Consider the following 11,475-nt stretch of genomic DNA (forward strand, 5'->3'; position numbering starts at 1 on the left):
GCGCCTGGCGCCCACCCATTCAAGGTGAACGCATGCAAATCACTCCGGAAATGATCGCGGCATTTCGCGCCGATCCGCTGATGAAGGCGTTCGTCGATGCGACAAAGTGGCCTGATGAAGTCGTTACTGAGGCCCTGTGCGAAGCGGGGACCGAGACAGGATCATCGCGCTGGGGCGCGCTTGAGCTCACCTGCTGCAACTTTAAATGGCGCGGCATGAAGTACTACGCCGCGCACTGGCTGTCGACGAATTTCGGGTCGCTCGGTGCCGGCGGCAATCCGAACCCGGAGGCCCGGCTCAACGTGGCCGAGAAGTCTGTCGGTGATGAGTCAATCAGTTACCGAGTCCCGCAGATGATGGACGCCGGTACCGACTGGCTGACCTACACCAACTACGGGCAGCAGTTCTACCGGCTCAAGAAGCGCGCCGGCATGGGCGCCAAGGCGGTTTGAATGATCGATCTCACCATTCACGGCCTTCAGGAGCTGCAGGACGAGCTCGCGAAAGAGCTGAGTGCACTAAAGTCCGACAAGGTCGTGACGATCGGCATTCACGAAGAAGCCGGAAACGTCGAGTCGGGCGACATCACCATGGCCGGGCTTGGCGCCACGCATGAGTTTGGCGCCGATATCGATCACCCTGGTGGCACGCGTTATGGATACGCAACAGCAGAAGCGGCTGACGCCTACGTGGCGGGCCGCTCGACCGGAAGGGTCAGCTTCCTTGCTCCCGGGAAAGGATTTGCCGAACTCGGCGTAACTGGCCCGCACAAGATCAGCATCCCGGCAAGGCCATGGCTTGAGCCTGGAGTTGCGAGCGCCACACCGGAAGTGCTGCTGACCATTCAGGATGGCATGGAGGCCGGACAGTCGATGGATCAGATCCTCGAGACTGTAGGACTCGTCGCGGCTGCCGCAGTGAAGGTCTACATGACCGATCTGAAAACACCTCCGAACGCTGCTTCAACCATTCGCAAGAAAGGCAGCAGCAACCCTCTCATCGACTCCGGCGCCATGCGCCAATCAGTCACACACAAGGTCTCAATCGGGCCGGTTACGGAGGGTCTTGAATGAGCCTGAATATGGAAGGCCAGATCGACCAGGTCTTCGCCAGCGTCGAAGCAAGCCGCACGGTTGATACCGGTGGTGACTGGGTAGAAGGAATTTGGGTGCCCGGCACCCCAAGCACCACCCAGTACATCGTGAACATCCAGCCAGCCAGCGACAGGGAAGTTGATTTCCTTCGACAGGGTGGCGAGCGGATCGTCGACGCGCGGCGGATCTACATCAACCAGGGCGATATGCAGCTGATTGATCAGACCGGAACGTGGGAATTTCTGGGGCAGCAGTGGAAGGCCGTCAAATGCGACAACCGCCACTGGCGTAACTACTGCAAGGTCATTGTCTCCAGAATCGACGACCAGTCAGGCGGCCCGGCATGACCAACGAAGAACTGTTCAAGAAGCTCCGTCCGATTGTGATGCTGGCGACCGGCGTGCCTGAGTGCGTTCTTGCTGATCAGGCAGGCCCCGGAAGCATGCCAGCACCAAAGGGTGAATACGCGACCATCACGCCGCGGCAATACGTCGGCGAGCGCGGCCAGGCGAATATCAAGTCGCGTGACATCCCCGACGACAAAGTCGAGACCGAAGTTCGCGCGCAAATCATGTGTTCGGCCAGCATCAACTTCTATCGCGGTGAAGCGCTGATGTATGCCGAGCGCCTGAAGCAGGCCAATAAGCGGCCAGACATCAGCATGATGTTGTTCAAGTCCAAGATCGGCTGGAACAGCGCCGACGGCGTCAACAACCTGACCAGTCTGCAATCGGCCAACTTCGAGCAGCGCGCACAGATCACCGTTCGCCTGATGTACGAGGCGATCAGCGTGGCCGAGATCAACAACATCCTGAGCGTAGAAGTCGCCCTTCAGAACGAAAAAGCCCAGGTCCTCGACACTTTCATCGTGGAATTCGACCCCACATAACCCATTGGAGCTAGCACAGTGAGCTATCCAGCTACCAACATCATCCGGATTAATGCCCGGATCAGCCCGGCAGGCCTGGGCAATGCGAACTTTGCCAGCGCCATGCTGTTCGCGCCTCAACTTGAGCTTCCGGTTGGCTTTTCGCCGGACACGTACCGGACGTATTTCAGCCTCCCTGCGCTGTCAGAGGATTTCGCTGATACCACCGAGACATACAAGGCAGCACAGCGCTGGCTCGGCGGCACGCCTGCTACCCGCGAACTGAGGGTTTATGGTGTGGCTACAGCCGATGCGACACGCGACGCCACCCTCAACAAAGCCAGGAATCTGCTGTGGTGGTACTGGACGATGTGGACCGCGCCGATTCTAGCGGTCAAGGCTGATGTGCTGGCGATCGCCCAATGGTGCGAAGACAACACCAGCATGCTCATCAATAATCAGACCGGCGCGTCGGCAACCGAGATTCGCGACCCGGCCGACACTGACGATATCGCCACTCAACTGACGACCGCCGGTTTCCGCCACGTTTACACCGCCGCGCACGCCACCGATCCATATTCTGGTTCGGCACTGGCCAAGCATTTCGCAGCCGTCAACTACAGTGCTGACAACTCGACCATCACCGGTGAGTTCAAAAAATCTCCAGGAGTGCCGGCGGAATCGCTGACCGGTACTGCATACGCCGCGATGCAGAGTGCCACCAAGAAAGCGATCTTCTACACCGTCGTCGACAATCAAGGGTCGGTTGATTCTGGGCGCTGGATCAACACCGTCACGCACAGCACCTACGGCGAATTCATTGACGATGTGGTGAACCTGGATGCCTACATCAACGGGTTGACCACGGCGCTGTACAACGCAAATGCGAACCAGCCGACCAAGTTGCGGCAAACCCCGGCAGGCGAAGCCGTTTTGATTGGTGCGGCGAGATCGTTCTCGCAGGGCTATATCGGCAACGGCTACCTCGGCCCGCGCAATTACATTGATCCGGACGATGGTCTTGAGAAGTACACCTCCGGCTTCGAGATCCTGACAAAGCCTGAGGACATTCTCGATCTGTCTGAGGCCGATCGTAATGCCCGCAAGGCTGCTCCTTTGAGAATTCGCCTGTTCCGCGCCGGCGCCATCCACATTGTCGATGTCGATCTCGACGTCTATTGATAGGTGATCCATGAGCCTGAATAACTTCTCGACAGACCTGTGCGTCGTCACCATCAACGGCCGGCAGATCCAGGACTGGGGCGAGACCGCAACCCCGTACACGGACGCGCCAATCGATCCGCGCAGCCAACTGCGCCGAGGGCAGGGCGGGAATGCTGTCCGCCTCGACCGAATCAATCCCGGGCGCGAGGTGAACGTATACCTGAACCCCGGCTCTGCAGACTCCGCCTACGTGCAAGGCCTGCTGAACTCGAACGCCAACATCACACTGACCTTCACCCAGATCGGAACGCTGGAAACTGCGCTTGGATCGGAAGGAGTGCTGGTGAACGATGGTCAGCGCGGACGGGCTGGTTCCACCATCACGGACGACCAGTTCACGATGCAATTCAACATTTGGGAAGCAACAAGGGGCTGATAGATGAGCGTGAAAGCATTCACCATCGGCGGCGTGCAGTACAACGCCGCCATGGCCAGCGCTGTCGATCAAGACCGTCTGATGTCCTTGCTGTCCGCTGCCGTGCTTGAGCGATTCGCCACGGCTGCCGGCGCAGGTCTAGAGATTGATGACAAGGTGTTGAGCGCCATGTTCATGTCGATGCGTCAGGACGTGAAGGCGCAGGTCACGCAGATGCTCATGACCCGGGTATTCATCAACGGAACTGAGCGCGCGGTCACCGTTTCCGACTTTGGCGGCAAGATGGTGCAGTACAACCAGCTCTTGGCTGAGCTACTGCGCTGGAATCTCTCCGATTTTTTCGACTGGCTGCCAAGCGGCGAAAAAAGCCCAAGGCAGCCGGGCATGGAAAGCGTAGCGCCGTAAATTGGTTCTTGATGCGGCCCTGCGTTGGGATTGTGGGCATCTGCCCGCCACTCTGTACGTGGTCGCAACTCGCCGACGGGTCGCTATCGATCGCTGATGTCGAGCGCTTCAACCAAGCCATGGACGAACTGTTCGACCAATACGAGGCCGCGAAGAATGGCTAGCAAGGTACTGAAGTCGTTCCTGATTGGCATCGGCTATGACACGAAGGCGCTGGAAGCCGGCGACAAAAAGATCAACGCCAGCCTGAACGGAATAAAGTCTGGCGCGCTGGGAATCTCTGCTGCACTGGTTGGCGCTTTCGGAACTGCCGCCGCATCGATTGTTGGAGTGGCCAACAACGTCGACAAGCTGGCCATGTCGACGCAAAACCTGCGCACCTCTCAGGCCGCCGTCTACAACTACGGTAACGCCATCAAACTGATGGGCGGGGATGCGGCCGACGCCGTTGAAACCCTCAAGCGCTTCGAAGAAATCCAGAACAATCTGCGACTGAAAGGTGATGCGGGGCCGATCAATGATCTGGCCATGGCCGGTCTCGACGTCAGCACTCTTTACGAAACGAAAACTGGCGAGGAGTTCATGCGCGCGCTGGCGGAGATGATCCCCCGGCTCGACGAGGGTCAGCGATCCGTTGTTCAGAGCTCGCTAGGCTTGTCAGATGCGGTTTTCCGCTCCCTCGCAGGGGGCGTTGATCAGCTCGACGCATCGATGAAGAAGGCCGGCGATCTGACTGGGCCAGTCGATCAGTTGACCGACAATGCGCGAAAGCTCGCGGAGAACTCGAGCGAGTTCGGGCTGATCATCGAGGGCATCAAAAACGAGCTTGCTGACAAGTTCCTACCAAGCCTGATCGGTGCAGGCGATGCAGTGAACAACTTCCTCAAGGAATACCGTCCGCAGATCAGCAAGGCAATTGACTACTCAGCTGAAAACCCTGAGGCCACGGCCGCGCTTGGCGCATCGGCAACGGCGGCGGTAGTTGGCGCAACTGCCGCGAAGCTTGGGCTCAACACCGTCGGCGGCGCAGTAAGCAAGACCGGCACCGCTGGCGTGGCGCTTACTGGATCTGCTATCGGCGCAAACGTTGTAAACCGGACTCTTGATGAATACGTTCCAGGCTATTCGGCCGCATCGAGAAAATTCGACGAGATCCTGAAGAGCATGACCGGGCTCGAAAGGATCAAGGGCCCAATGGAGTTGATGTTCGGCGGAAATCCCGGCGTCACCAGTTCGTCCAGCGTTCAACAGGATATCGTCTCGACTGATGACGCTCAGCCATCGAAGGCTGCCCCGAACGTCGACAACCAAAGTCCTCAGACGTACAGCCATCCGCAATCCGATGAGGATTCTGGATATACCGGCTTGCCACTCCCGTCAGAAGAGCCTGGGCGCCATGTTGACGACGTGCTTGGCGGTAGAACAGCGGCAGACATCATGCCGCCAGCAAGCGAATCAACAGTAGAAGATGATCGCCAAGCAAATGCCGAAGCATTCGCCGGCGCACTCAGCAAGACGCCAATCAAGGTGCAAAACCAGCTCGGTATTACCGTCCAGCTTGATGGTCAGGCGCTGGAGACCAAGATCACTCAGGTCAACGAGCGGCAGAATTACGAAACCTTGGGCGACCTGAGGACCACTACGGAGCGATAGCCTTGAGCATCATGAATATCTTCACGCGACAGGCGCCCACCATCGCGGGCTACTCGTTCGACGCAGTGCTGGAGGACACGTTCGAGGCGACCGTCACCATCACATCCGTTCCGATCGAGTCCGGCGTGAGGATTTCAGATCACCGCATCCTGAATCCTTTCAAATGGACGATGACCGGGGCAATCAGTAACAACCCGGTCAAGGTTCAGCTGACCGACTTCCTCGGTGGCGCGATCTCAAACCTTACGAGCAATCCGATTGTTTCAACGGTTGCAGGTCTTTCCGCAGGCTTTCTTTCCGGTAGTGATGAAACCCGGGCAAGCACAACGCTTGAGTTCCTGATCTGGCTCATGCAATCCGCTGATCCGTTCGATATTGATGCCGGTGACATCCTGCTCAAGAACATGGCAATCACTCGCCTTTCGAGAACTAAAGAGCCGAGAAACGAAGGTGGCCTTGAGTTCGTAGCCGAACTTCAAGAGGTCATAAGTCTTGATCGGATTGCGCAAAGTACGGAATGCGCTCTCCCTCAGTTGCGAGAAGGTGACCCGTCACAAAGCGCGCTGTCGAAAGCGATCAAGCGGGGACAGGCAATCGCCAAAGAGGCAAATGACACCGTCGCTAGCGCGGTCAACGACATTCTTGATGGAGTGGTCTGATGTACGTGATTCCGCTGCGCCAAGGCGCTGGTAATGCACACCAGCGATTTTCAGTTCAGCTCGGCGAAAACTTGATCGACTTCGAGGTTGATTTCGTTTCTTACCTAGATCAGCCGGCCTGGTCGATGAATCTGATTCGTGATGGCAGCCAGCTTGTGTCAGGCGCCATGCTTGAACCTGGCAGCGACGTCATCCAGAGCTATCGCACAGGCATCGGCCAGATGGTGTTCACCGGCGCTGATGTAACGCTGGATAATCTTGGCGTCGATAACTTCCTCGTTTGGGTGCCCCCACTGGTGGAAACATGAGAGAGCGAGTCTGGTCGGTCGACGTAAACGGTCAGCCCTACATCGGCCCCCAATACGGGCGCCGGCAGTTCCGCATCCAGTTCAACATTGATATTTCGCCCGGTGACGCGATTTCGTTCGCAGACATTCGCCTCTACAACATAAACAAAGGCTCTAGCATCGCTCAAGGCTCCAGCATCGTGCTGCGCGCAGGGTACGACGATAACATCGACGCGGTTTTCACCGGGTTCGTGACGAACACTCTTCGTGAGCGCGAGCCTGGAGCGCCGGAGATCATTACCAGGCTCGTCTGTCGTTCCGGGCAGCCGGCGGTAGATAGGGCCTCTGCTCAGCTGTCGTTCGGTATCGGGACGCGCATTGAAGAAGTTCTCCGCGCTCTTGCGGCGGCTTGGCCGCTCCCGATCGACATCGACAATGCCCAGTTCGCTGATGCGAAGCCGTTGTCGTCCGGGCTGGTGGTGGACGGTGATATACCCTCAACCATGAACGACCTGGCCTATGCCTATAAATTCGAGTGGATGCAGGACCGCGGGCGAATCGTAGTCACGAAAACGAACATGCCACGTACTGCCGCACCGGTCAGGGTTGACCAGTTCAGCGGAATGATCGGCATCCCAGAGGTGTCTCGTGGACCTGACGGTCTCGGCGTGTTCGTTTCGGTGCAAATGAATCCAGCTCTGCGCATCAATGGCAAGATCGACGTCGAGAGTGAGTTCGCCACTTTCAACACTGGAAACCTGTTCGTTTCCGAGTTGAGCGGTGATGCCAGCGCCAACGGGGAGTACAACATCTTTGCAATGAAGCACAGCGGAGACTCCCATAGCGACGTTTGGCGTACTGAGATCGACGGTCTTCGCGCCGGGACGACGCCAAGCACTTCGCAGTTGGCTACGACCGAAAACGGGAAGCTGATCTGGGGCGCAAGGGTAGATCAGGCTTTCCGAGCGAAAGTTCGCGAGATAACGTCACGCTTATCGTTTGACCCCAATTGGCTGATGGCTGTAATGGGGTTCGAGACTGGCTATACGTTCAGCCCCGCCGCCAGAAACCCGGGAAGCACGGCAACCGGTCTGATTCAGTTCATCGAATCAACCGCACGTGGACTTGGAACATCAACGGCTCAGCTGGCGCGCATGACTGCGATTCGGCAGCTCGACTATGTCGAGAGTTACTACCGACCTTACGACGGGCGAATCCGTAATTTGGGAGACGCCTATCTTGCAGTGCTTTGGCCGGCTGCCGTCGGCAGACCTGACTCCTATGTAATGTGGGAGCGTGATTCCGGTCCTTATCAGCGCGAGTACGCCGCCAACTCTGGCCTGGATGTGAACCACAACGGCGTGATCACGCGCGGCGAAGCGGTGGCATCGGCCAACACCTCGTTCATGCGCGGACAGCAGTTCGTCAGATGAAAAGTAGGCCTTCGGAATTACGGTGCTGTGTCTGCTACATTTCGCTGTATTACCGAGCCATCTAGGGAAGCACACGCCGATGAAGATCAGGTCCATGATCACTAACTTCGTGATCCTCGCGGCCACCGCATCAAATACCGCATTTTCGGCCGAGAATCAGGCCGAGTGCGACGGACGTCAGATGTATAACTACGTCGATGTCGCGCTGAAAGCGGGCGGAGGAGTTGTGAATGTCGCGAACGATCCAGAATACGGCGGCAGTTCAGTATCTCTGGCGCTGAAGTCGCAGAACATGCGGATCTACAGAAAGATGATCTCCGACATCCGTGAGCACGACCTGAACCTGGCTCGAAGTGGGTGCAAGACTCTGGTCAAAGGACCTACGAAGGGGATGATGTCGACCCTCCGACAGGTAGAGTCGAAAATCCAAGCCTTGGTGAGCAGCCAGTACAGCGAGAATGGTGTCTTGACCGACGGCTTCGGAGATATCAGATAGACCAACAACACAGCAGAACCCATCAAATGACCCGCTCCGGCGGGTTTTTTATTGCCCGTGGAAAAATGGAGAGCTGGAATGCTTGAGTCTGAAGGGCGCGCAAAGCAGGCAAAACTCATCCGCGACGCATTTCGCGAGGTTTTGAAGGGTGTCAGCACCTCAATCCCGGGTCACGTACTGACGTTCAATCCAGATACCCAGCTCGCCCAGGTGCAGCCAGGCATCGCACGAGTGGATATCAACGGCGCCGAATTCAAGGTACCGCCAATCATCGAGGTTCCGGTCTACTTCCCTGGTGGCGACTTCTGCGTTGAGTATCAGATTGACCCAGGGTGCGAGGGCGACATCCTGTTCTCTCAACGTTGCATCGACGGCTGGATTCAGAGCGGTGGTATCGCCAGCAACCCGATCGGGCGCTTCCACAACATGCAGGACGCCATGTTCCTGCCGGGATTCAGGTCACAGCCGAACGCGCTACCGGAGTTCCAAAACAACGGCGTGCGCTTGCGCAATCGAGCGGGCACGCAGTTCGTATGGCTGAAGAACGACAACAGTATCTCCATGGATAACGGGGTCGCCAGGTTCAACGTGCTGCCAGATGGTACGACCCTCATGCAGAACAGCTCCGGCATGTTCCAGCTTCTGGCTGACGGTTATTTCCTGATCAACGGACTGAAGATAACGCCAGACGGCGACGTGATCACGGCTACCGGTATCTCCCTCAAAAATCACAGAACGTCAGGTGTTACGCCTGGATCTGGAACAAGTGGAGTGCCAGTTATATGACCGTTCGCAGACTCGACGACAGCGGCGACATCGTGACGCGCGGGCAACAGTTCATCTCCGGCCAGTCCGAGGTTGCGCAGACGGTGCTAACCCGGATCCGCCTATTCCTGGGCGAGTACTTCCGGGACATCACCGACGGCACGCCATGGTACGAGCAGATCCTGGGCAAGTTCACCAGCCTCTCCACCGCCGAGGCTGCACTCAGGGCGCGCATCGCCAACACGCCCGGCGTGATCAGGCTCACCAGCTTCTCCGCAGACTTCGACATCAATACCCGCCGTTACAGCGTGACCGCTGGAATTCTCACCGAGTTCGGCTTGGAAGAGGTAACACTGAATGGCTAGCCTGACTTCTACCGGCTACGTGCTCCAAACGCAAAACGAGTGGTTCGCCCAGGAGCGTCAGTTCTATGTGGATATCGATCCACTGTGGAACCTCGACCCTTCCACGCCAGACGGCTTGAAGATGGCGCACGACTCCGAAATCTTCTACGCCATGGACGAAACTCTGCAGCAGGCATACAACTCGAAGGATCCGAACAAGGCGAAAGGACTTGATCTCGATATTGTTTGCTCGCTCACAGGGACAATACGCTCGAACGGATCTCCGTCGAGTGTCGAACTGATCTTGACCTCAGCGCCCGGCACCGTGATTTTGAAAGGCAACCGTTTCGAGTCCATCACTACTGGTAGTCGCTGGGCCACGGACCAAACTGTCACAGCCGACGGATCTGGGGCTGTCACGGTCAATGCTACCTGCACTGTCGTCGGCCCCACTCAGGCGGACACAGACACCATCACCCGTATCGTTGACGTAGTGGCCGGCCTGGCTTCGGTCAACAACCCTGCGCCAGCCACGCCGGGGACGGACCGGCAGCGCGACGAACCGCTGCGTGTGACCCGCGCCACGGCAGTTGGGCGTCCAGGGAACAACCAGCTCGATTCGATGATCGGTGAGTTGTTCAGCGTCTCAGGCGTTCGCAGGGTCAAGGTTTACGAGAACGATACTGGGAGCGCCGCGGTATCGGCTGACAACCCCCACGGACTTCCCGAGCATTCCATTGCGCCTATCGTCGATGGCGGAACCGACGACGACATCGCCATGGCTATCTACGTGAAAAAGAACCCAGGGGCGCGCCTGTATCAGGCCGGAACCCCGTTCGAGGTTCTGGTGACGTCCCCCAAATACCCAAACAACACAAAATTGATCCGAGCCAGTCGACCGATATATGTCGACATGATCCTCATCATTAACGTGAAAAACGACGGAACGCTGCCGTCGAACGCTGACCAGCTCATCAAAGAGGCGGTGATGGAGTACGCCGCCGGCGATCTAATTCCGGCTGACGTGGGCTTCAAGATCAGCGGCTTCGACATTGGCGAGAGCGTTCCTTACAGCACGATGTTCACCCCGATCAACCAAGTGATTGGAGCGTATGGAAACAGCTACGTGACACTTCTCCAGCTCAACGGGGCGTCATCCAACGCAGCCATCGCCTACAACCAGATGTCACGGTGGACGGAGAGCAACATCACAGTGGTGATTACGTGATGAACATACCTGACCGCGTCTACGCGCAATACCGCGACAAGCCTAAAGCGGTGGCCTGGTATGAGATAGCAAGAAAGCTCGGCGGGAGTATTGAGGATGCCGCCCAGGCTGTTCGAAAGAGCTATGACGTCGACACCGCTGAAGGTGAGCAACTCAATGTGATAGGCAGAATCGTTGTGGCGCCGCGCAGCTTTGTCGGCTTGATGCCGATGAGCCCCGGGTTGTTCGATCTAACTGATGGGTCAGAGTTCGGTGATGACGAAGCAATGTTCAGTGCCTTGACGATCGATCAGGACGGACAGCTTTCTGACGAGCTTTACCGTCTGGTCATAAAGGCCAAGATCATCAAGAACAATGGCGAAGCCACGATAGAGAACATCCTCGACGGCATGAATTTTTTGCTACCCCACGCGGAGGTTTTGCGCGTAACGGATGGCGAGGATATGTCTTTCAGTATCGAGTTTTACGGTCAGATCACCAATCTTGAACGGTTCGCGTTGCTGAATGCCGGGCTGGTGCCGAAGCCGCAGGCGGTGAGATTTAACGGGTTCCTTGAGGGGCTTGAAATGGTCGAGTTCGGCGATATGGACGCAGAATTCGGTGACGAAAACAAAGAATTTGCAGGATATATAGGGGAATAACG

At 57.3% G+C, this 11,475-nt stretch carries 16 protein-coding genes; all 16 read left to right on the forward strand.

Annotated elements, in window-relative coordinates:
- Positions 1 to 32 precede the first annotated feature (32 nt).
- Complete coding sequence (locus ACOYXI_RS04095; RefSeq protein WP_461674376.1) at positions 33 to 452, forward strand: DUF4054 domain-containing protein; 420 nt, start codon at positions 33 to 35, stop codon at positions 450 to 452.
- Positions 453 to 1,073 (forward strand): hypothetical protein, encoded by a 621-nt coding sequence (locus ACOYXI_RS04100; protein ID WP_461674377.1) that lies wholly within the window; start codon positions 453 to 455, stop codon positions 1,071 to 1,073.
- On the forward strand, positions 1,070 to 1,441 hold the full coding sequence (locus ACOYXI_RS04105; protein ID WP_242209176.1) for a hypothetical protein: 372 nt from the start codon (positions 1,070 to 1,072) through the stop codon (positions 1,439 to 1,441). Before ACOYXI_RS04100 ends, ACOYXI_RS04105 begins: the two co-directional genes overlap by 4 nt.
- The gene (locus ACOYXI_RS04110) at positions 1,438 to 1,983 is read left to right on the forward strand and encodes a phage neck terminator protein (RefSeq protein ID WP_461674378.1); all 546 of its coding nucleotides are present in this window, start codon (positions 1,438 to 1,440) and stop codon (positions 1,981 to 1,983) included. Before ACOYXI_RS04105 ends, ACOYXI_RS04110 begins: the two co-directional genes overlap by 4 nt.
- A gap of 18 nt (positions 1,984 to 2,001) precedes the next feature.
- On the forward strand, positions 2,002 to 3,144 hold the full coding sequence (locus ACOYXI_RS04115) for a DUF3383 family protein (RefSeq protein ID WP_461674379.1): 1,143 nt from the start codon (positions 2,002 to 2,004) through the stop codon (positions 3,142 to 3,144).
- A gap of 10 nt (positions 3,145 to 3,154) precedes the next feature.
- Positions 3,155 to 3,562, forward strand: a complete 408-nt coding sequence (locus ACOYXI_RS04120; protein WP_461674380.1) for a hypothetical protein — start codon at positions 3,155 to 3,157, stop codon at positions 3,560 to 3,562.
- 3 nt (positions 3,563 to 3,565) lie between these two features.
- Complete coding sequence (locus ACOYXI_RS04125) at positions 3,566 to 3,967, forward strand: hypothetical protein (RefSeq protein ID WP_461674381.1); 402 nt, start codon at positions 3,566 to 3,568, stop codon at positions 3,965 to 3,967.
- A 156-nt stretch (positions 3,968 to 4,123) separates the two neighbouring features.
- The gene (locus ACOYXI_RS04130; RefSeq protein ID WP_461674382.1) at positions 4,124 to 5,620 is read left to right on the forward strand and encodes a hypothetical protein; all 1,497 of its coding nucleotides are present in this window, start codon (positions 4,124 to 4,126) and stop codon (positions 5,618 to 5,620) included.
- Between the two features lie 11 nt (positions 5,621 to 5,631).
- Positions 5,632 to 6,279: a phage baseplate protein gene (locus ACOYXI_RS04135; protein WP_461675541.1), complete on the forward strand. Its 648-nt coding sequence runs from the start codon at positions 5,632 to 5,634 to the stop codon at positions 6,277 to 6,279.
- Positions 6,279 to 6,587: a phage baseplate plug family protein gene (locus ACOYXI_RS04140; RefSeq protein WP_461674383.1), complete on the forward strand. Its 309-nt coding sequence runs from the start codon at positions 6,279 to 6,281 to the stop codon at positions 6,585 to 6,587. The genes ACOYXI_RS04135 and ACOYXI_RS04140 overlap by 1 nt, the downstream gene beginning before the upstream one ends.
- The gene (locus ACOYXI_RS04145; protein ID WP_461674384.1) at positions 6,584 to 7,999 is read left to right on the forward strand and encodes a baseplate hub protein; all 1,416 of its coding nucleotides are present in this window, start codon (positions 6,584 to 6,586) and stop codon (positions 7,997 to 7,999) included. Before ACOYXI_RS04140 ends, ACOYXI_RS04145 begins: the two co-directional genes overlap by 4 nt.
- Positions 8,000 to 8,093: 94 nt before the next feature.
- On the forward strand, positions 8,094 to 8,495 hold the full coding sequence (locus ACOYXI_RS04150; RefSeq protein ID WP_461674385.1) for a hypothetical protein: 402 nt from the start codon (positions 8,094 to 8,096) through the stop codon (positions 8,493 to 8,495).
- A 78-nt stretch (positions 8,496 to 8,573) separates the two neighbouring features.
- Positions 8,574 to 9,281 (forward strand): Gp138 family membrane-puncturing spike protein, encoded by a 708-nt coding sequence (locus ACOYXI_RS04155; RefSeq protein ID WP_461674386.1) that lies wholly within the window; start codon positions 8,574 to 8,576, stop codon positions 9,279 to 9,281.
- Entirely contained in the window at positions 9,278 to 9,625 is a 348-nt protein-coding gene (locus tag ACOYXI_RS04160) for a hypothetical protein (protein WP_461674387.1), read from the forward strand. The genes ACOYXI_RS04155 and ACOYXI_RS04160 overlap by 4 nt, the downstream gene beginning before the upstream one ends.
- Entirely contained in the window at positions 9,618 to 10,832 is a 1,215-nt protein-coding gene (locus tag ACOYXI_RS04165) for a baseplate J/gp47 family protein (RefSeq protein WP_461674388.1), read from the forward strand. The genes ACOYXI_RS04160 and ACOYXI_RS04165 overlap by 8 nt, the downstream gene beginning before the upstream one ends.
- A complete protein-coding gene (locus tag ACOYXI_RS04170; protein ID WP_461674389.1) occupies positions 10,832 to 11,473 on the forward strand; it encodes a DUF2612 domain-containing protein in 642 nt (213 codons plus the stop codon). The genes ACOYXI_RS04165 and ACOYXI_RS04170 overlap by 1 nt, the downstream gene beginning before the upstream one ends.
- The last annotated feature ends 2 nt before the right edge of the window (positions 11,474 to 11,475 follow it).

The sequence above is a fragment of the Pseudomonas sp. G3-19 genome, assembly GCF_054855875.1.